At 69.7% G+C, this 26,462-nt stretch carries 27 protein-coding genes; 15 read left to right on the top strand and 12 right to left on the bottom strand.

Annotated elements, in window-relative coordinates:
- Genes ABZ928_RS46325 through ABZ928_RS46315 form a run of 3 tightly spaced genes read right to left on the bottom strand, consistent with a single transcriptional unit; the run spans position 1 to position 2,482 of the window.
- Positions 1–780, bottom strand: a complete 780-nt coding sequence (locus ABZ928_RS46325) for an amino acid ABC transporter ATP-binding protein (RefSeq protein ID WP_361533733.1) — start codon at positions 778–780, stop codon at positions 1–3.
- Positions 777–1,610 carry an amino acid ABC transporter permease gene (locus ABZ928_RS46320; RefSeq protein ID WP_361533730.1) on the bottom strand — a complete coding sequence of 278 codons (834 nt, stop codon included), beginning with the start codon at positions 1,608–1,610 and terminating at the stop codon, positions 777–779. Before ABZ928_RS46320 ends, ABZ928_RS46325 begins: the two co-directional genes overlap by 4 nt.
- Positions 1,607–2,482, bottom strand: coding sequence for a transporter substrate-binding domain-containing protein (locus tag ABZ928_RS46315; protein ID WP_361533727.1), 876 nt, complete (start codon positions 2,480–2,482; stop codon positions 1,607–1,609). The genes ABZ928_RS46320 and ABZ928_RS46315 overlap by 4 nt, the downstream gene beginning before the upstream one ends.
- 174 nt (positions 2,483–2,656) lie before the next feature.
- Here ABZ928_RS46315 and ABZ928_RS46310 point away from each other — a divergent pair, with 174 nt between their 5' ends.
- The 7 genes from ABZ928_RS46310 to thpD all read left to right on the top strand — a co-directional run bounded on the left by ABZ928_RS46310 (position 2,657) and on the right by thpD (position 8,818).
- The gene (locus ABZ928_RS46310) at positions 2,657–3,757 is read left to right on the top strand and encodes an aminotransferase class V-fold PLP-dependent enzyme (RefSeq protein WP_361533724.1); all 1,101 of its coding nucleotides are present in this window, start codon (positions 2,657–2,659) and stop codon (positions 3,755–3,757) included.
- A 56-nt stretch (positions 3,758–3,813) separates the two neighbouring features.
- Positions 3,814–4,758: a hypothetical protein gene (locus ABZ928_RS46305; protein WP_361533721.1), complete on the top strand. Its 945-nt coding sequence runs from the start codon at positions 3,814–3,816 to the stop codon at positions 4,756–4,758.
- Positions 4,755–5,282 carry a DinB family protein gene (locus tag ABZ928_RS46300; protein ID WP_361533718.1) on the top strand — a complete coding sequence of 176 codons (528 nt, stop codon included), beginning with the start codon at positions 4,755–4,757 and terminating at the stop codon, positions 5,280–5,282. Before ABZ928_RS46305 ends, ABZ928_RS46300 begins: the two co-directional genes overlap by 4 nt.
- A 305-nt stretch (positions 5,283–5,587) precedes the next feature.
- Positions 5,588–6,106, top strand: coding sequence for a diaminobutyrate acetyltransferase (ectA, locus tag ABZ928_RS46295; RefSeq protein WP_361533715.1), 519 nt, complete (start codon positions 5,588–5,590; stop codon positions 6,104–6,106).
- Between the two features lie 103 nt (positions 6,107–6,209).
- Positions 6,210–7,481 (top strand): diaminobutyrate--2-oxoglutarate transaminase, encoded by a 1,272-nt coding sequence (gene ectB, locus ABZ928_RS46290; protein WP_361533712.1) that lies wholly within the window; start codon positions 6,210–6,212, stop codon positions 7,479–7,481.
- 40 nt (positions 7,482–7,521) lie between these two features.
- Complete coding sequence (locus ABZ928_RS46285) at positions 7,522–7,926, top strand: ectoine synthase (RefSeq protein WP_361533709.1); 405 nt, start codon at positions 7,522–7,524, stop codon at positions 7,924–7,926.
- A 4-nt stretch (positions 7,927–7,930) separates the two neighbouring features.
- Positions 7,931–8,818 (top strand): ectoine hydroxylase, encoded by an 888-nt coding sequence (gene thpD, locus ABZ928_RS46280; RefSeq protein ID WP_361533706.1) that lies wholly within the window; start codon positions 7,931–7,933, stop codon positions 8,816–8,818.
- Between the two features lie 12 nt (positions 8,819–8,830).
- Here the strand turns inward: thpD and ABZ928_RS46275 are convergent, their stop codons facing one another.
- The 6 genes from ABZ928_RS46275 to ABZ928_RS46250 all read right to left on the bottom strand — a co-directional run bounded on the left by ABZ928_RS46275 (position 8,831) and on the right by ABZ928_RS46250 (position 14,112).
- Entirely contained in the window at positions 8,831–9,835 is a 1,005-nt protein-coding gene (locus ABZ928_RS46275) for a maleylpyruvate isomerase N-terminal domain-containing protein (protein ID WP_361533703.1), read from the bottom strand.
- Between the two features lie 30 nt (positions 9,836–9,865).
- Positions 9,866–10,483, bottom strand: a complete 618-nt coding sequence (locus tag ABZ928_RS46270) for a sigma-70 family RNA polymerase sigma factor (RefSeq protein WP_361533700.1) — start codon at positions 10,481–10,483, stop codon at positions 9,866–9,868.
- 166 nt (positions 10,484–10,649) lie between these two features.
- A complete protein-coding gene (locus tag ABZ928_RS46265; RefSeq protein ID WP_361533697.1) occupies positions 10,650–11,702 on the bottom strand; it encodes an aminotransferase class V-fold PLP-dependent enzyme in 1,053 nt (350 codons plus the stop codon).
- Between the two features lie 114 nt (positions 11,703–11,816).
- Complete coding sequence (locus ABZ928_RS46260; protein WP_361533694.1) at positions 11,817–12,533, bottom strand: DsbA family oxidoreductase; 717 nt, start codon at positions 12,531–12,533, stop codon at positions 11,817–11,819.
- A gap of 98 nt (positions 12,534–12,631) precedes the next feature.
- Positions 12,632–13,126, bottom strand: a complete 495-nt coding sequence (locus ABZ928_RS46255; RefSeq protein WP_361533691.1) for a GNAT family N-acetyltransferase — start codon at positions 13,124–13,126, stop codon at positions 12,632–12,634.
- Positions 13,123–14,112 (bottom strand): helix-turn-helix domain-containing protein, encoded by a 990-nt coding sequence (locus ABZ928_RS46250; RefSeq protein ID WP_361533688.1) that lies wholly within the window; start codon positions 14,110–14,112, stop codon positions 13,123–13,125. The genes ABZ928_RS46255 and ABZ928_RS46250 overlap by 4 nt, the downstream gene beginning before the upstream one ends.
- Before the next feature lie 70 nt (positions 14,113–14,182).
- Between ABZ928_RS46250 and ABZ928_RS46245 the strand changes: the two genes are divergently transcribed.
- Entirely contained in the window at positions 14,183–15,547 is a 1,365-nt protein-coding gene (locus ABZ928_RS46245) for an MFS transporter (RefSeq protein WP_361533685.1), read from the top strand.
- Here the strand turns inward: ABZ928_RS46245 and ABZ928_RS46240 are convergent.
- Together ABZ928_RS46240 and ABZ928_RS46235 are read right to left on the bottom strand one after the other, a co-directional pair.
- A complete protein-coding gene (locus ABZ928_RS46240) occupies positions 15,507–16,115 on the bottom strand; it encodes a DUF1349 domain-containing protein (RefSeq protein WP_361533682.1) in 609 nt (202 codons plus the stop codon). The genes ABZ928_RS46245 and ABZ928_RS46240 overlap by 41 nt on opposite strands.
- 44 nt (positions 16,116–16,159) lie before the next feature.
- Complete coding sequence (locus tag ABZ928_RS46235) at positions 16,160–17,689, bottom strand: aldehyde dehydrogenase (NADP(+)) (RefSeq protein WP_361533679.1); 1,530 nt, start codon at positions 17,687–17,689, stop codon at positions 16,160–16,162.
- Between the two features lie 122 nt (positions 17,690–17,811).
- Between ABZ928_RS46235 and ABZ928_RS46230 the strand changes: the two genes are divergently transcribed.
- From ABZ928_RS46230 to ABZ928_RS46220, 3 genes are all read left to right on the top strand, one after another.
- A complete protein-coding gene (locus tag ABZ928_RS46230; RefSeq protein WP_030956770.1) occupies positions 17,812–18,585 on the top strand; it encodes an IclR family transcriptional regulator in 774 nt (257 codons plus the stop codon).
- A 3-nt stretch (positions 18,586–18,588) separates the two neighbouring features.
- Positions 18,589–19,059 carry a GNAT family N-acetyltransferase gene (locus tag ABZ928_RS46225; RefSeq protein ID WP_361533676.1) on the top strand — a complete coding sequence of 157 codons (471 nt, stop codon included), beginning with the start codon at positions 18,589–18,591 and terminating at the stop codon, positions 19,057–19,059.
- A gap of 81 nt (positions 19,060–19,140) precedes the next feature.
- Positions 19,141–20,592 (top strand): penicillin-binding transpeptidase domain-containing protein, encoded by a 1,452-nt coding sequence (locus ABZ928_RS46220; RefSeq protein ID WP_361533673.1) that lies wholly within the window; start codon positions 19,141–19,143, stop codon positions 20,590–20,592.
- Positions 20,593–20,630: 38 nt separating this feature from the next.
- Here ABZ928_RS46220 and ABZ928_RS46215 read toward each other — a convergent pair whose 3' ends face one another.
- On the bottom strand, positions 20,631–22,088 hold the full coding sequence (locus ABZ928_RS46215) for an NCS2 family permease (RefSeq protein WP_361533670.1): 1,458 nt from the start codon (positions 22,086–22,088) through the stop codon (positions 20,631–20,633).
- A gap of 236 nt (positions 22,089–22,324) precedes the next feature.
- Between ABZ928_RS46215 and ABZ928_RS46210 the strand changes: the two genes are divergently transcribed.
- From ABZ928_RS46210 to ABZ928_RS46195, 4 genes are all read left to right on the top strand, one after another.
- Positions 22,325–22,891 (top strand): SigE family RNA polymerase sigma factor, encoded by a 567-nt coding sequence (locus tag ABZ928_RS46210; protein WP_361533667.1) that lies wholly within the window; start codon positions 22,325–22,327, stop codon positions 22,889–22,891.
- Positions 22,888–23,748: a hypothetical protein gene (locus ABZ928_RS46205; RefSeq protein ID WP_361533664.1), complete on the top strand. Its 861-nt coding sequence runs from the start codon at positions 22,888–22,890 to the stop codon at positions 23,746–23,748. Before ABZ928_RS46210 ends, ABZ928_RS46205 begins: the two co-directional genes overlap by 4 nt.
- A gap of 105 nt (positions 23,749–23,853) precedes the next feature.
- The gene (locus ABZ928_RS46200) at positions 23,854–24,684 is read left to right on the top strand and encodes a pectate lyase (RefSeq protein WP_361533661.1); all 831 of its coding nucleotides are present in this window, start codon (positions 23,854–23,856) and stop codon (positions 24,682–24,684) included.
- The gene (locus tag ABZ928_RS46195) at positions 24,681–26,363 is read left to right on the top strand and encodes a rhamnogalacturonan lyase B N-terminal domain-containing protein (protein ID WP_361533658.1); all 1,683 of its coding nucleotides are present in this window, start codon (positions 24,681–24,683) and stop codon (positions 26,361–26,363) included. The genes ABZ928_RS46200 and ABZ928_RS46195 overlap by 4 nt, the downstream gene beginning before the upstream one ends.
- Positions 26,364–26,462: the final 99 nt, after the last annotated feature.

Here is a 26,462-nt window from a genome sequence, read left to right as displayed (position 1 = left end):
CTAAGGGGCGCTCCTGTCCTCGTCCTCGACATCAGCCATCGCTGGGTCCAGTAGCCGTGAAAGGAAGTGTCTCGTGCGCTCGTGACTCGGGCTGCCGATCACCTGGGCCGGCCTGCCGTCCTCGACGATTACCCCGCCGTCCATGAACACCACTCTGTCGGCGACCTCCCTCGCGAACGTCATCTCGTGCGTGACGACCATCATCGTCATGCCCTCCTGGGCGAGCATGCGCATGACCGCCAGAACGTCGCCCACCAGCTCCGGGTCGAGGGCCGAGGTCGGCTCGTCGAAGAGCATCACCTCCGGGCCCATCGACAACGAACGGGCGATGGCCACTCGCTGCTGCTGGCCGCCGGAGAGGGAGGCCGGGTAGGCGTTCGCCTTCTCCGACAAGCCCACGCGTTCCAGGTTCTCCGCGGCCACCTTCGCCGCCCGCGCCTTGTCCCGCTTGAGGACCCTTCGCTGCGGGAGCGTGAGGTTCTCGGTCACCGTGAGGTGGGGGAAGAGGTTGAACTGCTGGAAGACCATGCCGATACGGCGGCGTACGGCGTCGATGTCGACGTCGGGGTCCGTGAGTTCGGTGCCGCCGACGAAGACCTGGCCCCTGGTGGGCTGTTCCAGGAGATTGACGCACCGCAGCAGCGTCGACTTGCCCGACCCCGACGGGCCGATCACGCAGACGACCTCGCCCTGACCGATCTCCAGGTCGATGCCCTTGAGGACCTCGTTGGCGCCGAACGACTTGTGCAGACCGCGTACTTGGATTTCAGGACGGGTCATTTCACGGCCTCCTGGGCCTTCGCCTCCATGCGGCGTACGACGAAGCCGAGCGGGATCGTCACCAGCAGGTAGCACAGGCCGGCGACGAGGATGGGGGTGGAGTTGGCGGTCGTACTGGCCAGGTCGCGGCCGTACTTGGAGAGTTCGCGCTCCTCCAGGGTGACGCCGAGGAAGAGGACCAGCGAGGAGTCCTTGAAGAGGAGGACGAGTTCGTTGGTCAGCGGCGGGAGGATGATGCGGAACGCCTGCGGGACGATGATCGAGATCATGGCGCGCGCGGGTGAGAAGCCGAGGGAACGGGCCGCTTCCATCTGGCCCTTGGGGACCGCCTGGATGCCGGCGCGGATCGTCTCCGCCATGTAGGCCGCCGCCACCAGGCCGAGTGCGAGGGCGACCTTGCCGTAGGTGCCGCCGGGGATCTCCGTGCCCGGGAAGGCCAGGGGGACCGCGACGCCGATGAAGATGAAGATCAGCAGAGCCGGCAGGCCGCGGAAGATCTCGATGTAGACGCCGGCGAACCAGCGGTACGGGCCCACCGACGACAGCCGCATCAGCGCTATGACCATGCCGAGGACGAGTCCGAAGGCAAAGCCGGACAGCGTGTAGAGCACGGTGTTCTTGAGGGCGAGCGTGATGACGTCCGGGAACATCTCCTTGGCGATGTCCCACTGGGCGAACTGGTTCTTCAGCCGGTCCCAGTCGGCGGCGGCCGCGAAGGCGATCACGGCCCCGACGAAGACGACGTACTGCGCGCCGCGCGACAGGCTGCGCTTCTGACTCCGGGTCAGACCCTTTTTCCGGGGCTGGAGTTGTGCGTCGGCCCCACTCATGAGGCGGACGGGGAGGCGGAGGTCGCGGACGCCCCCTCTGTCGCAGAAGCGACGTATGGACCGATCCACTTCTCGTACAGCTTCTTGTACGTGCCGTCGGACTTGGCGTCGGCGAGGGCCTTGTTGATGGCGGCGAGGAGCTTGGTGTTGCCCTTCTTCACCGTGAAGCCGTACTGCTCACCGGTGTTGATCTGCTCGGCGAGCTCGAAGGCGTCGGCGTTGGCCTTGGTCTTCAGCCAGCCCTGGACGACCGGGTAGTCGATGACGACGGCCTTGACCTGGCCGGAGCGCAGTCCGTTGAGGACGGCGTCGGAGGACTCGAAGGAGACCGGGTCGAAGCCCTGACTCTTCGCGTAGTCCTCGCCGGTGGTCTGCGCCTGGGCACCCAGCTTGACCTTCTTGGACTTGGCGTCGGCGAGGGACGTGATGCCGCTGCCCTTGTCGACGAGGAGGGCCTGGGTGGCGTCGAAGTACGGGTCCGAGAAGTCGACGTTCTTCTTGCGCTCCTCGGTGATGGTCATGCCGGCGGCGGCCAGGTCGCACGCGCCGGAGTTGAGGAACGCGCCGGTCTTGAAGTTCTCGAACGGCGTGTCGAGGATGACCTGCTTCACGCCGAGGCCCTCGGCGACGAGGTCGATGAGCGACACGTCGAAGCCCTGCACCTTGCCGTCGATCTCCGACTGGAAGGGCGGGTAGGGCAGGTGGGTGCAGGTGGTGAGCTGCCCCGCCTTGACGAGTTCGACACCGCCGGCGGCGGTCTTGGTGCCGCTGCCGCCGTCGTCGTCCGAGGAGCAGCCGGCCACGAGCAGCAGCCCGGCCGTCGCGGTGGTGGCGGTCAGGATGCGGGTCCGGCGCCCGAGGGTCGTCTTCACGGGGGAGCCTCCTGTGGGGGAACTGTGGGTTCCGATTATAAGGAAAGGTTTGGGTCTCTCAAATCAAAGCGATGGTTCCGAGGCCGTTCAGCCTAAGAAGCACCGGTCGGCGCGGGGTGTCGCGCTCCGGTTACCCTCGATCACGTCTACCCCAGTGAGCGAAAGAGCACCGCCGTGACGCATCCGTTCCTTGACCTGGCCCCGCTCAGCGCGGCGCACTTCGCGTCGATCGAGGACCGCGTGGCGCGGCTGCTGAGCACCTCGCAGGACGTCGTGATCATGCAGGGGGAGGCGCTGCTTCCGCTGGAGGGGGCGATCCGGGCGACCGCGGGGCCGGGGACGGTCGCGCTGAACGTCATCACCGGTCCTTACGGGCAGACCTTCGGGGACTGGCTGCGGGACTGCGGGGCGACGGTGATCGATCTGGCGGTGCCGTTCCATACGGCGGTGACGGCCGAGCAGATCCGGGAGGCGTTCGCCGAGCATCCCTCGATCGACTTCGTGTCGCTGGTGCACGCGGAGGCGGCCACCGGCAACACCAACCCCGTCGCGGAGATCGGGGAGGTCGTACGGGAGCAGGGGGCACTGTTCTACCTGGACGCGGTCGCTTCCATCGGGGCCGAGCCGGTGCTGCCGGACGCGTGGGGTGTGGACCTGTGTGTGATCGGGGCGCAGAAGGCGATGGGCGGGCCCGCGGGGGTCTCGGCGGTCTCCGTGAGCTCGCGGGCGTGGTCGCGGATGGCGGCGAATCCGCTCGCGCCGCGGCGGTCGTATCTCTCGCTCCTCGACTGGAAGGAGCGGTGGGTCGACGGCGGCCGCAAGGCGCTGCTGCACGCTCCCGCGCAGCTGGAGATGCTGGCCCTTGAGGCGTGTGTCGAGCGGATCGAGGCGGTGGGGCTCGACGCCGTGATGGCCCGGCACGCGTCGGCCGCGGCGGCGACCCGGGCGGGGGCCGTGGCGCTGGGCGGGGGGCTTGAGCCGTATGTGTACGAGGCTCGGGACGCGGCGCCGGTCGCCACGACGCTGCGGGCGCCGGCGGGGGTGGACGCGTCCGAGCTGGTGGCTCGGGCGTTGGCCTCGGATCCGGTGCTGCCGCTCAGCGCGGGCGGGGGTGCGCTGGCCAAGGAGATGATCCGGGTCAACCACTACGGGGCGGACGCGACTCCGGGCGCGGTCCGGGCGAGCCTCGCGGCGCTCGGGGCGGCGTTGAGCGAGAAGGGGCTCGATGTGGATGTGGAGGGGGCGCTGCGGGCGGTGGAGGAGAGCTGGCGGTAGGTCCGGCGGCCGCAATCGCGGTGCGGTCGGCCGTGCGCGCCTCTTATCGTCTCGGCATGCATCGCACGGACATCACTCGGGACGACGGCACCTGGGCAGGCCTCTCCCTGGACGTGGGAGCGCGGCGGCAGCCGGATCTGTGTCTGTTCAGCGCCGAGCGGCGGCTGCTTCTCACCCAGCGGTCCCGGCCGGTCCTTCTCGCCGCCGTCGAGGAGGACCACTGCGGGGTGGAGTTCTGGCGCACCGACGGCTACCGCTCCCCCGTCGCACCGGTACGCGCGGAGACGGCACGAGCGCTGGCCGGCCGCCCCGATCGCTGGGCGCACCGGTTCGCGCAGGCGCTGGCCGAGTCGGCGGACGGCCCGCTGCACGACGGCCGGTGGCTGCTGTCGCCCGAGAGTCCGCTGCTGCGCTGGAATCATGGCCGTCTGCCGGAGGGGGAGTACTGGGGGTCGATGGTCGTCGAGGGGCATCCGGACGGGTACATCGACTGGTTCGTCCACTCGGGTTCCTGGGAGCTGCTGCCGCTCCGCCCGCTGCCCGACGCCGACGACAGCAGGGTCAAGGCGTATCGCAAGCAGGCGCGTGACGGCACGCTGCCGCCGGTGCTGTTGTGGTGGGTCAGCGGGCTGGACTGTCATCTCGTCCTGGACGGTCACGCGCGGCTCGCGGCGGCGATCGCCGAGTCGGTCGCGCCCTCGGTGCTGCATCTGCACCGGACCGCGCCGGGCGACGAGGTGGACGCGGGCACCGAGGAGGCGGTGCGGGTCTATGAGGGCGAACTGGCCCGCTTCGCCGAGCTCCGCGCCCTCCATGGGACCGGGGTCCCGGACGGGGCCGCTGTCGCGGGGGCGGCTCTCGCCCGGCGTCTTCGGGAACTGCGGACGGGTCAACGGCCCTCCTGGGCCTGGCCGTTGCCCGGCGGTGAGGCTCAATGGCGGCGCGTCGCCCGTGAGGTGACTGCCCCCGGGTCATGGGCCCGTGCCATGCTCGGCCCATGACCACCGACAAACCGCTTACGCTTCCCGACGGTCGGCCCATTCCTCTCACATCCGGTGATGAACTGCCCATGCTGGAAAGCTGGTTGGACTTCCACCGGGCCACTCTGGAGATCAAGTGCGCCGGGCTGGACGACAGTCAGGTGCGGCTCGCCTCCGCCGAACCCTCCGCCCTGACACTGCTCGGGCTGGTGCAGCATCTCGCCGAGGTCGAGCGGAACTGGTTCCAGCGGGTGGTCGCGGGGCTCGATGTACCGCCGGTGAACGGCGAGGCCACCGGGTATGTGCTGGACCCGGGGCGGACGCTCGCGGACGCGCTCGTCGTGTGGCGGCGGGAGATCGCGCGGGGGCGGGAGATCCTCGTCGGGCGGTCGCCGGACGACGTCGGGCGGGTGGCCGAGGGGCCCGTGCCCGGAATGGAGGTCAGTCTGCGGTGGGTGCTCATTCACATGATCGAGGAGTACGCCCGGCACAACGGGCACGCGGACATCTTGCGGGAACGAATCGACGGGGTTACCGGGGCCTAATTCAGAGGTAATTCCTGAATTTTCAGGAGGGTAGCTTCCCGTATTCTTCTGCCCGCTTTCCCCGGTCCTAAACGCAAAGATTTCGCGAACGCCAACCGGCTGAATTCGGGCAGATCTCGTGGGGATTACATGGGTGTGACGCGTTACACATGCGGGGTGATTCACCCCTTTTGCCACACCCAAAACCTCCCATACCTCACACCTCTCACGCACCCACCCGCGCCCGCGCGATAACACAGTCCCCTCCGCCATGTAACCCCTCCCAGCGATGCATTTTTGAATTTCCCTCGGTAAATTCAATCCGCATGACTGCCGCACCAGCAGACACGCCAGCCGAACTGCAAATCGACCGTCCGTCCGTGGCGGACGGCGCCGCATTGTGGCGGATAGCGCGGGACTCGAAGGTTCTCGACCTGAACTCGTCCTACAGCTATCTGCTGTGGTGTCGGGACTTCGCCGCCACGTCGGCCGTCGCCCGCGACGGGCGCGGGGAGCCGGTCGGCTTCGTCACCGGTTACGTACGGCCGGACCGGCCGCGCACCCTGCTCGTCTGGCAGGTGGCGGTGGACGAGGAGTATCGCGGGCGCGGGCTGGCGGCGGCGCTGCTGGACGGGCTCGTCGCGCGGGCCTCGGCCGAGCAGCGGATCACCGCCGTCGAGACCACCATCACGCCCGGCAACACCGCTTCCGAGCGGCTGTTCGGCGCGTTCGCCGAGCGTCATGAAGCCGGTCTGGAGCGTGAAGTGCTGTTCGACACCGGCCTGTTCCCCGACGGGCCGCACGAACCCGAAGTCCTGTACCGCATCGGCCCCCTCTCCCTCTGACGATCTCGGCCGATCCCGGCTGATCTCCGCCGATCTCCGCCGATCTCTGCCGATCTCTGACGACCCCCACGCACTCCCCCCACGCAACGAGGAGCGATTCGTCGTGACCATCACCCAGCCCGACCTCAGTGTCTTCGAGACTCTCGAGTCCGAGGTGCGCAGCTACTGCCGCGGCTGGCCCACCGTCTTCGACCGTGCGCACGGCAGCCGCATGTACGACGAGGACGGCCACGAGTACCTGGACTTCTTCGCCGGCGCCGGATCCCTGAACTACGGGCACAACAACCCCGTCCTGAAACGCGCGTTGATCGACTACCTGGAGCGGGACGGCGTCACGCACGGGCTCGACATGTCGACCACCGCCAAGCGCGCCTTCCTCCAGACCTTCCAGGACCTGGTGCTCCGCCCGCGCGATCTGCCCTTCAAGGTCATGTTCCCCGGGCCGACCGGCACCAACGCCGTCGAGTCCGCCCTCAAGCTGGCCCGGAAGGTGAAGGGACGCGAGGCCATCGTCTCCTTCACCAACGCCTTCCACGGGATGTCCCTCGGCTCCCTCGCCGTCACCGGCAACGCCTTCAAGCGGGCCGGGGCCGGGATACCCCTCGTGCACGGCACGCCGATGCCCTTCGACAACTACTTCGACGGACAGGTCCCGGACTTCCTGTGGTTCGAGCGGCTCCTGGAGGACCAGGGGTCGGGGCTGAACAAGCCCGCCGCGGTGATCGTCGAGACCGTGCAGGGCGAGGGCGGCATCAACGTGGCGCGGCCCGAGTGGCTGCGGGCGCTCGCCGAGCTCTGCGAGCGGCAGGACATGCTGCTCATCGTCGACGACATCCAGATGGGGTGCGGGCGTACCGGGGCCTTCTTCTCGTTCGAGGAGGCGGGCATCACGCCCGACATCGTCACCGTCTCGAAGTCGATCAGCGGGTACGGACTGCCCATGTCCCTCTGCCTGTTCAAGCCCGAGCTGGACATCTGGGAGCCGGGCGAGCACAACGGCACCTTCCGCGGCAACAACCCGGCGTTCGTCACCGCGACCGCGGCCCTGGAGGCGTACTGGGCCGACGGGTCCGCGATGGAGAAGCAGACCCGGGCGCGCGGCGAGCAGATCGAGCAGGCGCTCATCTCCATCACGGAGGAGAACCTCGCCGATGTGAAGGAGTACCGCGGGCGCGGGCTCGTATGGGGGCTCGAGTTCCACGAGAAGGCGCGGGCCGAGCGGGTCGCCCGCCGCGCCTTCGAACTCGGGCTGCTCATCGAGACATCGGGCCCGGAGAGCGAGGTCGTGAAGCTGCTTCCCGCGCTCACCATCACCCCCGAAGAGCTGGACGAGGGGCTCAGCGTCGTCGCCCGCTCCGTACGGGAAACCCTCTGACCCCGTTCGACACCGTCTATCTAGGAGGCATCGCAGCACCGTGATCGTCCGTTCGTTCAAGGACATCGAAGGCACCGACCGTCATGTGAGGTCCGCGTCCGGCACCTGGGAGAGCAAACGCATCGTCCTCGCCAAGGAGCGGGTCGGCTTCTCGCTGCACGAGACGATCCTGTACGCGGGTACGGAGACGTCGATGTGGTACGCGAACCACATCGAGGCCGTCGTCTGCGTGGAGGGCGAGGCCGAGCTGACCGACCACGAGAGCGGGCGGACCCACTCGATCACGCCCGGGACCATGTATCTCCTGGACGGGCACGAGCGGCACACGCTGCGGGTCAAGGAGGACTTCCGCTGCATCTGTGTGTTCAACCCGCCCGTGACCGGCCGGGAGGACCACGACGCGAACGGCGTCTACCCCCTGCTCACCGAACCCGAGGAGGTGTGACCGCATGACCACCGTCACCGATCTCTACCCCAGCCGCGGCGCCACCGAGGTGTCCCTCCCCCGCAAGGACCCGGTCGTCTGGTCGGCGCCCGGTACCCCCGGGCCGATCCCGACGGCCGACCTGGAGTCCTTCGAGCGCGACGGCTTCCTCGCCGTCGAGGAGCTCATCGGCCAGGACGAAGTGGCCCTCTACCGCGCCGAGTTGGAGCGGCTCGTCACGGACCCCGCGATCCGCGCCGACGAGCGCTCGATCATCGAGCCGAAGTCCAAGGAGATCCGCTCCGTCTTCGAAGTGCACCGGATCAGCGAGGTGTTCGCGAACCTGGTGCGCGACGAGCGGGTCGTCGGCCGGGCCCGGCAGATCCTCGGCTCGGACGTCTACGTCCACCAGTCGCGGATCAACGTCAAGCCCGGCTTCGGCGCCTCCGGCTTCTACTGGCACTCGGACTTCGAGACCTGGCACGCCGAGGACGGCCTGCCGAACATGCGGACGGTGTCCGTCTCCATCGCCCTGACGGAGAACTACGACACCAACGGCGGCCTCATGATCATGCCGGGCTCGCACCGCACGTTCCTCGGCTGTGCGGGGGCCACGCCGAAGGACAACTACAAGCAGTCGCTCCAGATGCAGGACGCGGGCACGCCCTCGGACGAGGCGCTGACCGCGATGGCCGGCGAGTACGGCATCAAGCTGTTCACCGGCAAGGCCGGTTCGGCGACCTGGTTCGACTGCAACTGCATGCACGGCTCCGGGGACAACATCACCCCGTTCCCGCGCAGCAACGTGTTCATCGTGTTCAACAGCGTGGAGAACGCGGCCGTCGAGCCGTTCGCGGCTCCCGTACGGCGGCCCGAGTTCATCGGCGCCCGGGACTTCACGCCCGTCAGGTAGCCGAAGCGACTCTCACAGCCACGCCAGCGACGCGGCCCGCTCCAGTACGTTCCGTACGGCGGCCGCGTCGCCCGTGCTGTCCCTCGGCACCTCGTCCGGCCTGTACCGTCCGCCCACCAGCAGGCAGAAGTCGACGGGATCCAGGGTGAGTTCGGCCCGTACCGGCTCGTCCTCGGAGCCCAGCACCCACTGTTCGACGCCCGTCACCGAGAAGAGCACCGGCGCGGCCTCCCGCTCCAGGGCCAGGCCGAGGATGCGGACGGCGAGGCGGACCAGCTGCCACAGGTGTTCCGGGGGCGGCGGCGGGACGGCGAGGCCCAGGGCACGGCCGAGGTCGTCGGTGTGGATCCACGCCTCGAAGGCGCGCGCCACATAGTGGTCGGCGACCGGAAGCCGCGCGCCCATCAACGTCACGGCCCGGGCGGCGAGTTCGGGATCGTGCGCCTCGGGTGCGGCGAGCAGTGCGTCCGCCTGCTCGGCCCAGTCGGTGGCGGTCTCCCCGGGCGTACGGGCGTGTTCGTGGTCGATGATCTCCCTGGTCCGCAGGTCCCAGGCCGCGCCCCAGTGGGTGTCCGCCGGGATCCGGGAGGCCGGCAGCGCGGTGTCCAGGCCGAGCAGGCGGGCCAGGTGCTCGTCGGCGGCGAGGAGATGGGCGACGGTGGCGTGCGCGTCCCAGTCGTGCACGACCGGGATGCTCCAGCGGCCCTCGATCTCGGGCAGCAGCGCCTTCAGCCCGGCCACGGCGGCGGCGTAGGGGGCGGCGTGCGGGGCCACGTCCGGTGCGGCGGGGCGGGTGCGCAGGGCGCCGGAGAGGATGCCGGCGGCGGGGCGGCGGCCCGAGCCGTCGGTCGCGGGGCCGTCGAGCAGACGTACCGTTTCGCGCAAACGTTCCGCCTCGGCCGCGCAGTCCTCGCACTCGGCCAGGTGCAGCGGGACCGTCCTGCGGTCGGCGGGCTCCAGCGCGCCGAAGGCCCAGGCGGCCAGCAGGTCGCGTACGCCGTCGTGTTCAGTGGTCACCGTGCACCCCCTTTCGCGGATCCCTTTCCATCATGCGCCCCTTTCGAGCGCGGGGTCGGGCGGGTCGGCCAAAGACTCGGCCAAGGTGCGTAAAGCCGTGCGCAGCCGGGTCTTGGCCGTGCCCTCGGGGATGCCGAGTTCGACGGCGGCCTGGCGGTAGGTGCGGCCCGCGAAGTAGGCCAGGTGCACCACCTCCCGCTGGGGCTGGGGGAGTTCGGCGAGGGCGGAGTGCAGCAGGAGGGAGCGTTCGCGGTCGACGACGGTCTCGTCGGGGCCGGGGCCGGGCTCGGGGATGGCCTGGAGGGCGGAGTCGTCGGCGCCGGCGTCCTTGCGGTGCCGGGCCTCGCTGCGCACCCAGTCCACGGCCCGCCGGTGGGCGAGCATGGAGAGCCAGGTGCGCAGGGTGCCACGGCGTGCGTCAAAGGCGTACGGCCTGCTCCACAGCTGGGCGAAGACCTCCTGCGCCACGTCCTCGGCGGCGCCCGCGCTGCGCGTGACCCGCACGGCGACCCGCCGCACCAGACCCCCGTACGCCTCGTACGCCTCGGCCAGCGCGGACTCGTCGCCGTACACGAGCCGCCTGTGCAGCTCCGCGTCGGCGGGAGGCCGCACTGACGTATCGCCCGCGTGTTCCACCGGCACCACCACCCCTGGTGCCTTTCCTAGCGCCCTCGCCGGGCCCGCGCCAGCGGTTCACGACAACAAGCCATGGCCAATGCTGCGTTTCCCGGGGGACGACCCCCGGACCCCCGGCAGAAGGGCAGGCCGGCCGCGGTGACCGGCGAGGAGATCGCACAGCCAGCCCGAGCGTAGATCAGTCGGACAGGACGTCCAGGAGACGATCGACGTCGGCGGGGGTGTTGTAGAGGTGGAAGGAGGCGCGGAGGTTGCCGGCCCGGTTGGAGACCTCGATGCCGGCCGCGCTCAACTCGGGCTGTTTGACGCCCAGTCGGGGCACCGAGACGATCGCCGAGCCGGGCGCGGGCACGGGTTGGTGGCCGAGGGCGGCCAGTCCGGCGCGGAAGCGGTCGGCGAGGGCCAGGTCGTGCGTGTGGACGGCGGTGACGCCGAGTTCCTCGATCAGGGAGAGGGATGCGCGCAGTCCGGCGTACACGAAGAGGGCGGGGCTGATGTCGAACCGGCGGGCGGAGTGGGCGAGTTCGGCGATCGGGCCGTAACAGCTGTTCCAGGGGTTCTCCCCCGCCACCCAGCCGGCCAGCAGGGGTGCCAGTGCGCCGAAGTCTTCGGGGACCGCCAGGAAGGCGGCGCCGTGCGGGCCGAGCAGCCATTTGAAGCCGGTGGAGACGGTGTAGTCGTACCGCGTGGCGTCCATGGCGAGCCATCCGGAGGCCTGCGAGAAGTCGACGTACGTCCGCGCCCCGTGCGCCCGGGCCGCCTCCCGCAGGGCGGGCAGGTCGGCGACGCGGCCGTCGGCGGACTGGGCGGCGCTGACGGCGACGAGCGCGGTCTCCGGGCGGACGGACTCGGCGAGCCGCTCCAGCGGCACGATGCGGACCTTGAGGTCGCCGCGGGCGTGGAAGGGGTTCACGACGGAGGTGAAGTCGTCCTCGGCGGTGAGGACTTCGGCGCCGGCGGGCAGCGAGGCGGCGACGAGGCCGCTGAACGTGGAGACCGAGGCGCCCGCGGCCACCCGCTCGACGGGGACGTGCGCCAGCCGGGCGAAGGCGGCACGGGCGGCCTCCACGTCCTCGAACAGCGGGTCCAGCGGCCTGCCCTCGGCCCGGATCAGCGCGGCCTCCGTCAGGGCGGCCACGGTGCGGGCGGGGAGCAGACCGCTGGACGCGGTGTTGAGGTAGGTGTTCTTCGGGGCGAACTCAGCACGGACGAGGCTCTCGAAGGTCTCCATGGATCCCACTGTGAAGCCCTTGGAATCATCAGTCCATTGCGAATTTTTACGTGATTCCCCTAAGGGATTCTTATATATCCGCCCCGACCTGCGCCGCCTTACTTCTGCGCGGCCTTACTTCTGCGGCACCGCGCATCCGTCGGGACCGCAGGCCTCCGCGCCGCCGTCCTCGATCAGCTGGAGCGGCGGACGCGCGCCCCAGGCCTGGGTGAGGGCCTGGGTGAAGACCTCGGCGGGCTGGGCGCCGGAGACGCCGTACTTGCGGTCGAGGACGAAGAACGGCACGCCGTTGGCACCGAGTTCGGCGGCCTCGCGCTCGTCGGCGCGGACGTCGTCGGCGTAGGCGGAGGGGTCGGCGAGGACCTTGCGGACGGCGTCGGCGTCCAGCCCCGCGGCGACGGCCAGCTCCACGAGCCGCTCGTCGCCCTCGGCGAAGACGGAGCGCTCCTCGGCGAAGTTGGCCTTGTAGAAGATCTGGATGAGCTCGTCCTGCTTGCCCTCGGCCTTGGCGAGATGGAGCAGGCGGTGCATGTCGAAGGTGTTGCCGTGGTCGCGGTCCCGGGTGCGGTAGTCGAGGCCCTCCGCGGCGGCCTGCGCGCCGAGGTTCTCCTCACCGGCCTGGGCCTGCGCCTCGCTCATGCCGTACTTCTTGGTCAGCATCTTGATCACCGGCTGGACGTCACCCTTGGCCCGCCCCGGGTCCAGCTCGAAGGACCGGTGCACCACCTCGACCTGGTCGTGGTGCGGGAAGGCCGCGAGCGCCTTCTCGAAGCGGGCCTTGCCCACGTAGCACCAGGGGCAGGCGATGTCGCTCCAGATCTCGACGCGCATGTCTTCGGCTCTTTCCAGGTCGTACGGGTACGGAGACGCCCTCCGGTTAGTGGGTGAACGTTCAAGGAGTCGGGATCATTCCCCCGGTCGCGACCCGGTCATGCCCCAGCCACGTCGAAGGTCATGGGCAGATGATGGTCCCCCGGCTCCACCACACCCGGAGTCCAGCCCAGCCGCCGGTAGAAGGCCTGGGCCCGCCGGTTGTCGACATGCACCTCCAGCACGGCCGTCCGCTTCCCGTCCGCCTGCCACTCCTCGACACAGGCCGCGTGCAGGGCCGTACCGACGCCGGAGCGCCAGCGGTCGGGGTCGACATGGAACTGGAAGAGCATGACCGTTTCCGCCGGGGCGTCCTCGGGGGTGCGGAAGGAGGCGAGCCCGACGATGTGCCCGTCGTCCACCACGCACAGGACGTGCCCCTCGGGCCGGGCGATGGCCGCCCGCCAGGCGGCGAGCCAGTCGGTGCCGTCGTCCGGGATGCCGTCGGGGTAGTAGGTGGCCCGCGCGCGGGCGTGAAGCGCCGTGATGGCCTCCGCCTCGGCCGGTACGACGGTCCGGATGACCCGGGGTGCGACAACTCTGTCACTGATCATGCAACGGAGGACGAGACCTCGGCCGCTCCGGTTCCCAGACGGCTGAACTGCGCCCGGTACGCGCTCGGCGTGAGCCCGGTCCGCCGGACCAGGTGGGCGCGGAGCGAGTCGGCGGTGCCGAGGCCCGCCGCGCGGGCGACCTGGTCCATGGGCAGGGCGGTGGTCTCCAGCAGCTCCTTCGCCCGCTCGACGCGCTGGTGGAGCAGCCACTGCAACGGGCTCATCCCGCTCTCGGCGTGGAAGCGGCGGGTGAGGGTACGGACACTCACGCGCGCGTGCCGGGCCAGGTCGGTGAGGGTGAGGGGCTTGTCGAGGTTGCGCATGGCCCAGCCGCGGGTGTCGGCGCAGGCGGTGCCGCGCTCGGGCGGCAGCGGGGTCTGGGTGAACTGGGTCTGGCCGCCGGGCCGTACCGGTGCGACGAGGGAGAGCCGGGCCACCTCGTTGGCGACGGCGGCGCCGTAGTCGGCGCGGATGATGTGCAGGCACATGTCGATGCCGGCCGCGTATCCCGAGGAGGTGAGGATCTGGCCGTCCTGGACGTAGAGGACATCGCCCTGGAGGTCGAGGGACGGATAGCGGTCCCGCAGCTCGTCGGCGAGCTGCCAGTACGTGGTGGCGCTGCGGCCGTCGAGAAGGCCCGCCTCGGCGAGCACGAAGGCGCCGCTGCAGATGGAGGTGACGCGCTTCCCGGCGGCGGCCGCCTCCCGCACGGCCGCGACGGTGCGCGGGTCGGGCTCGTAGCGCCGCCCGGTTCCGGCGACGAGCACGGTGTCGGCGCCCCGGACCGCGTCCAGCCCGCACTCCACATGCAGGGCGAGGCCGCCGGTGGTGGCGACGGGACCCGGATCCGGGGTGCACACGACCACCTCGTATCCCGGCCCGCCGTCCACCTCGACCTTCTCGAAGAGCAGCTCGGGGATGGCGAGGTTGAACATGGTGACCGGCGAGGGCGCGATGACGACGACGCGGTGCGGGATGCGGGGCATGGCCAGAACCTCCGGGGGTATGGCGTTCCGGCCACTACTGTAGAACGGCGGAGATCCGCAGCATGGGGGCATGCCCATGACTCGCCTTGAGCCCGACATCCGTCAACTGCCCGCCGCGTCCCCCGGCTTGACGCTCACCGCCGCCCTCCTCGGCTTCGCGCTGATCACCCTCGACGCGTCCATCGTGAACGTGGCCCTGCCGTCCGTCGGCGCGGCGCTGGGCGGCGGGATGTCCGGTCTCCAGTGGGTGGTGGACGCCTACACCCTCGCCTTCGCCGCGCTCATGCTGTCCACGGGCGCCTTCTCGGACCGGGTCGGGGCGAGCCGGGCGTTCGGGATCGGTATCGCGCTGTTCACGCTCGCCTCGGCGGCCTGCGGGCTGGCCCCGAACCTGCCCGCGCTGATCGGGGCGCGGGCGGTGCAGGGCGTGGCGGCGGCCGTGGTGCTGCCTGCCTCACTGGCGCTGGTGCGGCAGGCGTACCCGGATCCGGCCCGCCGGGCGCGGGCGGTGGCCTCGTGGGGTGCGGGTGGTTCGGTGGCGCTGGCGCTGGGCCCGGTGGCGGGCGGCGCGCTGACGATCGGCTGGGACTGGCGGGGGATCTTCTTCATCAACCTGCCGCTGGGCGCCGTGGCCCTGGCCCTGCTGGTACGGGCGCCACGCTCGGAACGCCGGCCGGCCCCGCTCGACCTGCCCGGCCAGCTGACCGCCATGGTCACCCTGACCGCGCTGGCCTTCGCGGTGATCGAGGGCGGGGCGACCGGGCTCGTCGCTCTCGCGGTCGCGGTCCTCGCCGCCTTGGCCTTCCTGCGGATCGAGGCACGGCAGGCCCACCCGGTGGTCCCGCTCGGCCTGTTCCGCGACCGGACCGTCTCCGTGGCGGTCGCCGCGGGCATGTCCGTCAGCACGGCCTTCTACGGTGTGGTGTTCGTCTTCTCCCTCTTCTTCCAGCAGGTGCAGGGCCGTTCGGCGCTCTACGCCGGCCTGATGTTCCTGCCGATGAGCGGCCTGATCGGGGTGACCAACGTGCTCTCGGGAAAACTGACGGCACGTTACGGCGCACGACTCCCGATGCTGATCGGCCAAGGGCTGGCCGCCACGGGGCTGTTGCTTCTGCTGTACGTCGACGCCGGCACATCTCCCGTGCTGGTGGCCGTTCTCCTCGTACCGATGGCGCTCGGCTGCGCGCTGGCCGTACCGCCGCTGACGTCCGCGATGATGGACGCCGTACCGGGTGAACGCGCCGGGCTCGCGGCGGGTGTCTTCAACGCCGCCCGCCAAGTCGCCGGCGGTCTTTCAGTCGCGGTGTTCGGGGTGCTGGTCACCGACGGCTTCGAGCCCGGAATGCGACGGGGTCTCGCGATCAGCGCCGGGCTCCTGCTGGTGACGGGCCTGCTCAGCTTCCGTCTCTCAGGTCCTTCGGCCAGTCGGGCCTGAACTCCAGGTGGTCGTAGGTCACGACACACCCCTCGCCCAACGGCGACTGCGTCATGAAGCCGACGAGCGCGGCGTCGCTCTCCTTCTCGTCCCCGAGCGTGAACAGCCGGACGAATATCCAGCGTTCACCGTCACGGGAGGCATGAAAGGCGAAGGCACGGCCGGTACGGCTGACTCTCAGCCACACCGAACTCCCCTCCACCGTGAAGGAGTTGGCGTCGTCCGAGTGCCCCCGGGTGACCACCGTGCAGATGGTGGCCACGTCCGGGGAGTACTCCAGACAGAGCTTGGCCCAGGCCCGGTCACCGACATGGACGTACAACACCCCGGCATCGAAGGACGCGTTGAAGCCGACGGTGACCCGGGCGATGAGCTGGAAGTCGCCTTCGGGGGCGCCGAGGAGACGGGGTGCGTCGGAGGCGGGGTCGAGGGCCTCACCGGTGGGAGACACGAAGCGGTCCTGTCGTGGACCGGCCCATCCGGTGAGGATCCCGTCCTCGTACGACCAGTGCCCGTCGGGGCCGTAGGTACGGAGAGGGAAAGGGAGTTCGGGAAGTTCCACGTCCATCGTCAGAGTTTCCCAGGTTCCCTTTCCCCGTGCGGCCCTGGGGGTCAGCGTTCGAGGTGGTTGTTGAAGCGGCGGGGCAGGCCCAGCGGGTTGTCGTCCCTCAGCTCCTGGGGAAGCAGTGCCTCCGGTGTCGTCTGGTAGACCACCGGCCGCATCCAGCGCTCAATGGCCGTACCGCCGACCGAAGTCGACGTCGACGTCGTGGCCGGGTACGGGCCGCCGTGATGCTGGGCCGCCGCGACAGCGACGCCCGTCGGCCAGCCGTTGACCAGGACGCGCCCGGCCAGCGGCGTCAGCTCCGCCAGGATCTCCGCGCCGCGCCCCTTGCCCTCGGTCTCCTCGGTCGACAGATGGACCGTCGCGGTGAGGTTGCCCGGAAGGCGGGACAGCACCTTGCTCGCCTCGGACGGGTCGGCGTAGCGGGCCACGACGGTCACCGGACCGAAGCACTCCTCCAGCAGCAGGTCGTACGCGCCCTCCTGCGCCAGCTTGTCCGCCGGCACCGTCAGGAACCCGGGGCTGACCGTGTGCTCGCCGCCCGCACCCGGCGTCACCGGCGTCTCCACGTCCGCCAGCTCCGCGCGCTCGGCGACCCCGGCGATGAAGTTGTCCCGCATGCGGTGGTCGAGGAGCACGCCCGAGTCGGTGTCGCTGACGGCGTCGGTGAGGGACTTGACCAGGCCGTCACCGGCGGCGCCGGACGGCACCAGCACCAGGCCCGGCTTCACGCAGAACTGCCCGACGCCCAGCGTCATGGAGCCCGCGAGCCCCGTACCGATGGCCTCGGCGCGCTCGGCGGCGGCGGCCTCCGTGACGACGACGGGGTTCAGGGAGCCCAGTTCGCCGTGGAAGGGGATCGGGACCGGGCGGGCGGCGGCCGCGTCGAAGAGGGCCCGGCCGCCCCGGATCGAGCCCGTGAAGCCCGCCGCGGCGATCAGCGGGTGCTTGATCAGCTCGATGCCGGCCTCGAAGCCGTGGACGAGGCCGAGGACACCGTCGGGGATGCCGTGCTCGGCGGCGGCCCGCCGCACGACCGCCGCGACCAGCTCGGACAGGGCCGGGTGGTCGGGGTGGGCCTTGACGACGACCGGGTTGCCGGCGGCCAGCGCGCTCGCGGTGTCGCCGCCGGCGACGGAGAACGCGAAGGGGAAGTTGGACGCCGAGTAGACGGCGACGACCCCGAGCGGCACCTTGTAGCGGCGCAGGTCCGGGATCGGCGGGGTCGCGGTGTCGTCGGGGTGGTTGATCACGACGTCGAGGAAGGCGCCCTCGTCGACGATCGCGGCGAAGGCCCGCAACTGGTAGCAGGTGCGGGCGAGTTCGCCGGTGAGGCGGACCGGGCCGAGCGCGGTCTCGGCGTCGCCGGCCTCGACGAGCTGGTCCTTGGCGGCCTCCAGCTTGTCGGCGGCGGTGCGCAGGAAGGCCGCGCGGACCGTGCGGTCGGCGAGGGCGCCGCGGGCGTCGTGCGCGGCACGGACGGTGGCGTCCACCTCCTGGGCTGTGGCCTCCACCGCAACCTGTTCACGCTGCTTCCCGGTTCGGGGGTCGACACTCCAGACTGGTGCTGCTGCCACCGCGGGTCCCTCCACACAGTTCCTGGGTCATCCACCAGGGTTGTTCGATATACTGAACGCTGTCTCTGATGGTGAATATGCTGTTGGAGACTATTTCCCGTCGAACGAAGGGGTCAAGGGCGATGTCGGCTGGCGAGACGGGGGGCGGCGCGCAGGTCAAGTCCGCCGTACGGACGGTTGAACTGCTCGAATACTTCGCCGGACGCCCCGGTATGCACTCCCTCGCGGCGGTCCAGGAGGCCGTCGGATATCCCAAGTCCAGCCTCTACATGTTGCTGCGCACGCTCGTCGAGCTGGGCTGGGTGGAGACCGACGCGACGGGCACGCGGTACGGCATCGGGGTGCGGGCCCTGCTGGTCGGCACCTCGTACATCGACGGCGACGAGGTCGTGGCGGCGGCGCGTCCGACGCTGGACCGGCTGTCGGACGACACGACGGAGACCATCCACCTCGCGCGTCTGGACGGCACCAACGTCGTCTATCTCGCCACCCGCCAGTCCCAGCACTACCTGCGCCCCTTCACCCGGGTCGGGCGCCGGCTGCCCGCCCACTCCACCTCCCTCGGCAAGGCGCTGCTGAGCACGTACTCCGATGAACAGGTCCGCAAGATGCTCCCGGAGACGCTGCCCGCGCTGACCGAGAACACGATCACCGACCGGGAGAAGCTCATCGAGGAGCTGCACCAGGTCCGGGAGCAGGGCTTCGCGGTGGACCGCGAGGAGAACACGCTGGGGCTGCGCTGCTTCGGCGTGGCGATCCCCTACCGCACCCCCGCGCGGGACGCGATCAGCTGCTCGGTGCCGGTCGCGCGGCTGACGCCCGCGCACGAGCAGATGGTGAAGGACGCGTTGTTCGACGCGCGGGACCGGCTGACACTGGCGACCCGTAGGCTCTGACGCATGCAGATTGCCCTCCGTGCGGTCCATGACAGTGATCTGCCGGTGTTCTTCCGGCAGATGAACGATCCCGAGGCCTTGCGCATGGCCGCGTTCACCCCGAAGGACCCGGCCGACCGGGACGCCTTCGAAGCCCACTGGAAACGGATCCGCGCCACCGTGGACGTGAACCGGGCCGTCCTGGTCGACGGGGACGTGGTCGGCCACGCGGCCGTGTACGGAGAGCCGGGCGAGCGCGAGGTGACGTACTGGATCGACCGTGCCTACTGGGGGCGCGGTATCGCCACGGCCGCCTTGCGGGCTCTGGTCGTCGAGGTTCCCGAGCGCCCGCTGTACGCGCGGGCCGCCGCCGACAACGCCGCTTCCCGGCGGGTGCTGGAGAAGTGCGGGTTCCGGGTGACGGCCCAGGACAGGGGCTTCGCGAACGCACGGGGCGAGGAGATCGACGAGGTCGTGCTGAAGCTGGACGCCTGACGACGTCCTACATGAACACCCCATGAGAAAACCGGGCGGATGGGAACGATTCCCATCCGCCCGGTCGTCTACCCGGGTGGAATGAACAAGACGATCAGGCGGGCATCGGTCTTCGCGCTGCTCCTGGTGTTCGCTCTGCTGGTTCGGGCGACCTGGGTGCAGTTCTACGACGGCCAGGCACTCGCGGACGACAGCGACAACCGGCGGAACGCGATCGAGACGTACTCGTCGCCGCTGGGGAACATCATCGTGGCCGGTGAGTCGATCACCGGTTCCGCGAAGACGACAGGGAGCGACCTCAAGTACAAGCGCACGTACAAGGACGGCGAGCTGTACGCCGCGGTGACGGGCTACGCCTCGCAGGCGTACGCACCGACCCAGCTGGAGGGCATCTACTCCGACCTCCTCAACGGCACGGACAGCCGGCTGAAGTCGGTCATGGACACGGTCACCAATGAGCGGGCCGAGCCGGGGAACGTGGTCACGACGATCGACCCGGACGTCCAGAAGGCCGCCTATGACGCGCTCGGCGACAAGAAGGGCGCGGCCGTCGCGATCGACCCGGAGACCGGCAAGATCCTCGCCGTCGTGTCGACACCGTCGTACGACCCGTCCTCGCTGACCGACGCCAATACGGCGGGCAGCGCCTGGAAGAAGCTCAACGCGGACGAGGACAAGCCGCTGACCAACCGCGCGCTGCGGCAGCCGGTGGCGCCGGGTTCGACGTTCAAGCTGGTCGTGGCGGCGGCCGCGCTGGAGAACGGGCTGTACTCGTCGGTGGACGAGAAGACCGACAGCCCGGACCCGTACACCCTGCCGGGCACGGTCACCCCGCTGGAGAACGAGAACAAGTCCGCGCCCTGTGAGAACGCGTCGATCCGCACCGCGCTCCAGTACTCGTGCAACAACGTCTTCGCGAAGATGGCGTACAACCTCGGCCAGGACAAGCTGCGGGCGATGGCGGAGAAGTTCGGCTTCAACGACGAGTCCCAGGATGTGCCGGTCCGGGCCTACACCAGCGTCTACCCGTCGGACATGAACGACTCGTCCACGGCCCTCACCGGCATCGGCCAGTTCGACGTCACCGCGACCCCGCTCCAGATGGCCATGGTCTCCGCGGCCATCGCCAACGACGGCAAGATGGTCACGCCGCACATGGTGTCGCAGATCACCGACAGCGGTGGCGACACCCTGGAGAACTACGACGACGAGGCGTCCACGACCCAGGTCGTCAGCTCCGGCACCGCCGAGCAGCTCCAGTCCGCGATGCAGACGGTCGTCGAGGACGGCACCGGCACGAACGCGAAGATCGACGGCGTGACGGTGGGCGGCAAGACGGGTACGGCCCAGCACGGCGAGAACAACAGCGAGACGCCGTACGCCTGGTTCACGTCCTACGCGAAGTCCGGGGACAAGGAGGTCGCGGTGGCCGTTCTGGTGGAGCAGTCGAACGCGGCCCGCTCGGAGGTCAGCGGCAACGGCCTGGCGGCGCCGGTGGCGAAGGCGATGATGGAAGCGGCGGTCAAGAACTAGGCATGAGGGGTGGCCCCTTCAAGGAGCCACCCCTCACGTCACTTCACGCCCAGGATCTGCTCGATCGGGTCGATCGCGAAGTACACCAGGAACAGCACCGAGGTCCCCCACAGCAGCCAGTGGATCTCCTTCGCCTTCCCCAGCACCACCTTGATCACGACGTATGCGAGGAAGCCCGCCCCGATCCCGTTGGTGATCGAGTACGTGAACGGCATCACGGCGATCGTCAGGAACGCCGGGATCGCGATGTCGTACTTCTCCCAGTCGATGTGCTTGACCTGGGTCATCATCAGGAACCCGACGGCGACAAGCGCGGGCGCGGCGGCCTGGAGCGGCACGATGGTCAGGAGCGGCGTCAGGAACAGGGCGAGTCCGAACAGGCCACCGGTGATCAGGTTCGAGAAGCCCGTGCGCGAACCCTCGCCGACACCCGCCGCCGACTCGATGTACGACGTGGCGGAGGACGACGACGCCGCGCCGCCCGCGACCGCCGCCGCACCGTCGATGAGCAGCACCCGGCCGAGGTTGGGGACCTTGCCCTCTTCGTCCAGCAGCCCCGCCTCCGCGCTGATGCCGACGACCGTGCCCATGGTGTCGAAGAAGTCGGACAGGATGAGGGTGAAGATCAGCAGGACGACGGTGACGACACCGACGTCGGCCGCACTGAACGCCCCGAACAGGCTGAAGTGACCGATCAGTCCGAAGTCGGGGGTGTCGACCAGCTTGTCGGGCCACGCGGGCGTGGTCAGACCCCAGCTCTTCACGTCGGCGGCCGAGTTGATGATGACCGCGACGACCGTCATGGTCACGATGCTGATGAGGATCGCGCCCTTGACCTTGCGGGCGAGCAGCCCGATGGTCAGCAGGACGCCGAGACAGAAGACGAGGATCGGCCAGCCGGTGAGCCTGCCGGTGCCGCCGAGCTGGACGGGCACGGTGGTGTTCGCGATGTCCGGGATACGGCTCACGAAGCCCGCGTCGACAAAGCCGATGAAGGCGATGAACAGGCCGATACCGACACTGATCGCCTGCTTGAGCGGCTGCGGGATCGCGTGCATGACGGCCTCGCGCAGACCGGTCACCACCAGGACGCAGATCAGCAGGCCTTCGAGGACCACGAGGCCCATCGCGTCGTCCCAGCTCATCAGCGGAGCGATCTGGAAGGCGACGACTGCATTCAATCCGAGGCCCGCGGCGAGGGCGAGCGGGAGGTTGCCGCCGACGCCCATGATGATCGTCATCACCGCGGCCACGAGGGCGGTGGCGGTGGTGAGCTGGACCGGATCGAGGGTGTCGCCGAACTTGTCCTTGGCGCTGCCCAGGATGATGGGATTCAGGACAAGGATGTACGCCATCGTGAAGAACGTGGCGAAGCCGCCGCGTATCTCACGGGCGAAGCTGGACCCCCGCTCGGAGATCTTGAAGAACCGGTCGACGCCGTTCACGCCAGGTGGCGTGGCGTCCTGCCGGTCAGCCACCTTCTCGGTTGTGGACATGGGGACACTCCTTGTTGCCTGAACTGATCTGTGTGCGGATGCTGGCTGGATTGTTCCCGCGTTGAACGCGTTTCAGGTTTTCATCGTGTTACGGAATCGGGGTCGGCCCGCCAGACTCCGTTCGAAGCCCCGTACGAACCGAACCGTTGATCACTGCTACGCTTCCGGATCTCATCCGGGCCCACCTCCGGATGATCACATGTCATTCACATGACAGACACAGGGAGGTTTCGCCCGTGGGCACGGTCGTCGACGACGCAGCCTCCGTGGAGTTCCACGCCTTCTTCGAGCGCCACTATGCCGAACTGTCGCGTCTCGCCCGCCTGTTGACCGGCGAGTCGGACGCGGCGGACGATCTCGCGGCGGACGCGCTGCTCGCGCTGTGGAACCGCTGGGACCGGGTACGCGCGGCCGATCACCCGGCGGCGTACGCCCGTGGCGTCGTCGCCAATCTGGCCCGCACCCGCATCCGCAGCGCGGTCCGGGAGCGGCGGCGGATCGCGCTGTTCTGGTCGCAGCGCGAGGAGAAGACGGAGAACCCGGACATAGCGGGTGTCGTCGATGTCCAGGAGGCGCTGCGCAGGCTGCCGTTCCGCAAGCGGGCGTGCGTGGTGCTGCGGCACGCGTTCGACCTGTCGGAGAAGGACACCGCTCTCGCCCTCGGTGTTTCCGTGGGTACGGTTAAGTCCCAGACGTCCAAGGGCATGGCCGAACTGCAACGGCTGCTCGGCTCCCAGGGCGTACCCCAGAAGGTGGCCGTGGCCATGGCGCGCGGCGGCGAGACCGGAGGACGGACCCGATGAGGCAGCAGGACGTGCATGACGAGCTGCGCGCCCGGCTGCACGAGGCGGCCGGACAGCACGAGCCGGACCGCGCGCGCATCCTGGCGCGGGTGGAGCGCGGCATGGCCGAGGAGACCCGCCCCGACCACCGGGCCACCCGGCCGCCGGTGTTCGGCTGGGTGCGGGTGGTCAGCGCCACGGCTGCGGTCGCGTGTGTGCTCGGCATCGGCGGCTACGCGGTGGCCTCGGCCGTGAAGGACGACGGCCCGCAGCAGACCGTGGCGACCACGGCGACGCCCGAACCGTCCCCGGACGCGACGAGCCGGGCGCCGATCAGGACGGCCGAGCCGTCACCGGGCAGGACCGAGCAGGAGTCCCAGCCCAGCAGCACGCCCTCGGCCCGCCCCGACGCGACGGCGACCGCTCAGCCGCCCGCCGCGACCGCCGACGGCGAGGAGGACGGCCCGCTCTGGTCGGACGGCTCGGTCGACCCGCACAGCAACGACTTCTGGGCGCAGAGCAACATCACGCTCAAGACGTCCGAGGAACTCACCGCGCTCACCGTGCAGTTGAAGGTCGCGCAGACCGGCGGGGTCACCTCCACCGGGGCCTGGCGCTCGCTGCCGGAGGACGACTTCACCCTCACCACCGAGGAGAAGGACGGCTTCCTCGTCTACACCTGGACGCTCAAGGAGGGCCGCAAGGTCGCCAAGGGCGAGTGGGTGTTCGCGGGGCAGTACGACCATGAGCGCGGCGGGCGGGACGCGGCCGGCGACACGTACACGGCGACCGGCACGGCGGGCGGCGAACAGCTCGCGGTGAAGGGCGACTTCGCGGCCCACAGCGGCGACGACGCGTCGGACGACGGGGACTCGTAAGCGAGCCGTCCAGGACCCGTAAAAAAATTCCGGAGGCGCGGCAACCCTTTCTCCACCCGTGGCGACCAGGAGACGCAAGGATCCTCTCCCACGCAAGGAATGGGCATGACTGCACGAGCAGAACAGCGCGTCCGCCACCGTCGCCGGGTCTCCAAGCGCCGGGCGGTGATCGCGGGTTCCGCGGCCCTCGGCCTCACGGGCGCGGCGATCGTCACGACGACGATGCTGTCCTCCGCGGGCGCCGCGTCCTCCTGGCCGGCCGCCACCGGCAAGCAGGCCGTGAGCAGCACGATCAAGGTCACGGGCACCTACAACGGCGGCTACAAGCAGTTCTACGGCAGCGGCGCCCTCGGCGGCGACAGCCAGGACGAGGGCCAGGACCCGGTCTTCCAGCTGGCCGACGGTGCCGTCCTGAAGAACGTGATCATCGGCAGCCCGGCCGCGGACGGCGTCCACTGCCTGGGCAGCTGCACCCTTCAGAACGTCTGGTGGACGGATGTCGGCGAGGACGCGGCCACCTTCAAGGGCAAGTCCTCCTCGTCGGTCTACACGGTCTACGGCGGCGGCGCGAAGAACGGGTCCGACAAGGTGTTGCAGTTCAACGGCGCCGGCAAGCTGGTCGTCTCGAAGTTCCAGGTCGAGAACTCCGGCAAGCTGGTGCGCAGTTGCGGCAACTGCTCCACGCAGTACAAGCGCACAGTCATCATCAACGACGTGGACGTCACCGCGCCGATGAACTCGATCGTGGGCATCAACCAGAACTACGGCGACACGGCCGCGCTGCGCAACGTCCGTATCCACGGGGACAGCGGCAAGAAGATCAAGACGTGCACCCGCTTCAAGGGCAACAACACCGGGGCGGAACCGACGCAGTTGGGCGTCGGACCGGACGGCACATTCTGCCGGTTCACCTCGTCCGACCTGTCGTACCAGTGAGCGGGCACCGCAAGCGCCTGACGCGCAGACGTGTCCTCGGCGCCTCCGCGATCGGCGTCGCCGCCACCGGCGCCGCCGTCGCGGGAGGCACCGGCCTCCTCTCGTCCGCGTCCGCCGCGACCTTCGGCTACACGGACGACGGCAAGAACTACGTCATCGACACCGGGGCCTCCCTCGTCTTCAAGGTCTCCAAGTCGACGGGCGACCTCACGTCCCTCGCCTACAAGGGCAAGGAGTACGAGGGCTACGGCGGCAAGCACTCGCACGTCGAGTCCGGCCTCGGCGCCTCCACGGTCACGATCAAGCAGTCCGGTACGACGGTCCTGGTGAAGGTCGTGCACGGCGCGATCACCCAGTGGTACGCGGCCCGCAGCGGCCAGAACAACGTCTACCTCTGGACGAACAAGGCCGACGCCTCCTTCACGGCGACCCGCTTCATCGTCCGCCTCAAGCCCGGGATGTTCCCCAACGAGGGCTCGGACTCCTGGATCGAGGCCTCCGACAAGGTCATCGAGGCCGGTGACGTCTGGAGGCGCGCCGACGGCACGACCCACTCCAAGCACTACTCGGGCCAGCGGGTCATCGACTACGACCACGTCGGCTTCACCACGGGCTCGGTCGGCCTCTGGATGGTCCGCTCCCACCACGAGAAGGCCTCCGGCGGCCCCTTCTACCGCTCGCTGCTGCGCCACTCCAACGACCTGGGCGCGGGGCTCTACGAGATCCTGCACTACAACCAGGCCCAGACGGAGCCGGAGCGCTTCGGCCTCCAGGGCCCGTACGTCCTGGCCTTCACCGACGGCGGTACGCCGTCGTCGTCGCTGTTCCACGCCAAGCTGGACACCTCCTGGGTGGACGGCCTCGGCATCACCGGCTGGGTCGGCGCGGCCGGCCGCGGCAAGGTGGCGGGGGTCGGCCTGAAGGGCATGGACGCCAAGTACGCCTACACCGTGGGCTTCGCCAACGCGGACGCCCAGTACTGGGCGAAGGCCGCCGCGGGCACGGGCGGCTTCTCCTGCAAGGGGATGCTGCCGGGGACGTACACGCTCACCGTCTACAAGGGCGAACTCGCCGTGCACACCGCGTCGGTGAAGGTCACGGCGGGCGGTACGACGTCCCTGAACAGCCTGACGATCAGCGGTGACCCCAGTGCCGCGAAGACCGTCTGGCGGCTCGGCGACTGGGACGGCACCCCCGGTGAGTTCAAGAACGCCGCGCTGATGACGTACGCCCATCCCTCCGACGCCCGCGCGGCGAAGTGGACCGGCAACGTCACCATCGGCAGCGGCGGCGAGGCGGCCTCCTTCCCGGCGTACATCTGGAAGGACGTCAACGACGGGATCCTGGTCTACTTCAAGTTGACCGCCGCCCAAGCGGCCGCCGCGCACACTCTGAGGGTCGGGGTGACGGACGCCTTCTCCAACGGGCGCCCGCGGGTGACCGTGAACGACTGGGTCTCGGCCATCCCCACGGCTCCCGCACAACCCAGCACCCGCTCTCTCACCACAGGTTCATACCGGGGGAACAACCATTCGTTCACCTTCAACGTCCCTAGTAGTGCGTGGAAGACGGACCCCTCTCAGTACAACGTGCTGAAACTCAACATCGTCAGTGGTTCGGGCGGCACGGCCTACCTCAGCGCCGGCACCTCGTTCGACTGCATAGACCTGCTGGCCTGAGCCCCCCTCGGCCAGCAGCCGCCGGCGAGCCCCCCTCGGCCGGCACGGAGACGCCCCGCAGGTGACGACCTGCGGGGCGTTCACGTACCTGGGGGCGCG

The sequence above is a fragment of the Streptomyces sp. NPDC046909 genome (assembly GCF_040644695.1).
GTDB lineage: Bacteria > Actinomycetota > Actinomycetes > Streptomycetales > Streptomycetaceae > Streptomyces.
Note: the sequence above shows the minus strand (reverse complement) of the source record. Positions and strands in the feature narration are given on the sequence as shown.

Bases quoted from the DNA above. Each gene is read 5' to 3' on its own strand.
- ABZ928_RS46325 (WP_361533733.1), bottom strand. From the start codon at position 780: ATGACCCGTCCTGAAATCCAAGTACGCGGTCTGCACAAGTCGTTCGGC.
- ABZ928_RS46320 (WP_361533730.1), bottom strand. From the start codon at position 1,610: ATGAGTGGGGCCGACGCACAACTCCAGCCCCGGAAAAAGGGTCTGACC.
- ABZ928_RS46305 (WP_361533721.1), top strand. From the start codon at position 3,814: ATGCATCGCACGGACATCACTCGGGACGACGGCACCTGGGCAGGCCTC.
- ABZ928_RS46300 (WP_361533718.1), top strand. From the start codon at position 4,755: ATGACCACCGACAAACCGCTTACGCTTCCCGACGGTCGGCCCATTCCT.
- ectA (WP_361533715.1), top strand. From the start codon at position 5,588: ATGACTGCCGCACCAGCAGACACGCCAGCCGAACTGCAAATCGACCGT.
- thpD (WP_361533706.1), top strand. From the start codon at position 7,931: ATGACCACCGTCACCGATCTCTACCCCAGCCGCGGCGCCACCGAGGTG.
- ABZ928_RS46265 (WP_361533697.1), bottom strand. From the start codon at position 11,702: ATGGAGACCTTCGAGAGCCTCGTCCGTGCTGAGTTCGCCCCGAAGAAC.
- ABZ928_RS46260 (WP_361533694.1), bottom strand. From the start codon at position 12,533: ATGCGCGTCGAGATCTGGAGCGACATCGCCTGCCCCTGGTGCTACGTG.
- ABZ928_RS46255 (WP_361533691.1), bottom strand. From the start codon at position 13,126: ATGATCAGTGACAGAGTTGTCGCACCCCGGGTCATCCGGACCGTCGTA.
- ABZ928_RS46250 (WP_361533688.1), bottom strand. From the start codon at position 14,112: ATGCCCCGCATCCCGCACCGCGTCGTCGTCATCGCGCCCTCGCCGGTC.
- ABZ928_RS46245 (WP_361533685.1), top strand. From the start codon at position 14,183: ATGCCCATGACTCGCCTTGAGCCCGACATCCGTCAACTGCCCGCCGCG.
- ABZ928_RS46240 (WP_361533682.1), bottom strand. From the start codon at position 16,115: ATGGACGTGGAACTTCCCGAACTCCCTTTCCCTCTCCGTACCTACGGC.
- ABZ928_RS46230 (WP_030956770.1), top strand. From the start codon at position 17,812: ATGTCGGCTGGCGAGACGGGGGGCGGCGCGCAGGTCAAGTCCGCCGTA.
- ABZ928_RS46225 (WP_361533676.1), top strand. From the start codon at position 18,589: ATGCAGATTGCCCTCCGTGCGGTCCATGACAGTGATCTGCCGGTGTTC.
- ABZ928_RS46220 (WP_361533673.1), top strand. From the start codon at position 19,141: ATGAACAAGACGATCAGGCGGGCATCGGTCTTCGCGCTGCTCCTGGTG.
- ABZ928_RS46215 (WP_361533670.1), bottom strand. From the start codon at position 22,088: ATGTCCACAACCGAGAAGGTGGCTGACCGGCAGGACGCCACGCCACCT.
- ABZ928_RS46205 (WP_361533664.1), top strand. From the start codon at position 22,888: ATGAGGCAGCAGGACGTGCATGACGAGCTGCGCGCCCGGCTGCACGAG.
- ABZ928_RS46200 (WP_361533661.1), top strand. From the start codon at position 23,854: ATGACTGCACGAGCAGAACAGCGCGTCCGCCACCGTCGCCGGGTCTCC.